The organism is Brevundimonas sp. UBA7838 (assembly GCF_002500885.1).
GTDB classification, from domain to species: domain Bacteria; phylum Pseudomonadota; class Alphaproteobacteria; order Caulobacterales; family Caulobacteraceae; genus Brevundimonas; species Brevundimonas vesicularis_C.
In genome coordinates, this window is the sequence record NZ_DLTK01000137.1 from 1 (window position 1) to 350 (window position 350).

1 pseudogene is annotated in these 350 nt (G+C 71.1%); it reads left to right on the forward strand.

The window, feature by feature from the left end:
- Nucleotides 1-159 precede the first annotated feature (159 nt).
- A pseudogene (locus B3T77_RS14740) lies at nt 160-350 on the forward strand (two-component system response regulator); the annotation flags it as partial.

The following is a 350-nucleotide window of genomic DNA, read 5'->3' on the forward strand; positions in this document are numbered from 1 at the left end:
GCCAAGGGTTCGGCCCGCGGCGCGCGCGTGGCGGTGCGCTGGGCGCGGCCGGCGCTGGAGGTCGCGGCATGAGGCGATTGGGTCGAAGCGTCGCAGGCGGAACCTTGGCCTTGACCCGCGCGCTACCCGTCCCGACTTGAAGCGGCAGGAGAGAAACGCATGTCAGAACTCGAAGCCCGCATCGCCGCCCTGCCCGACAAGTCCCTGCTGCTGCTGGATGACGACCAAGCCCTGCGCACCCGGATGGGGCGGGCGCTGGAGGCGCGCGGCTTTCAGGTGACGACCGCCGAATCCGTCGCCGAGGCGATGCAGTTGCTGCGTGACAAGGCCCCGGCCTTCGCCGTGCTGGA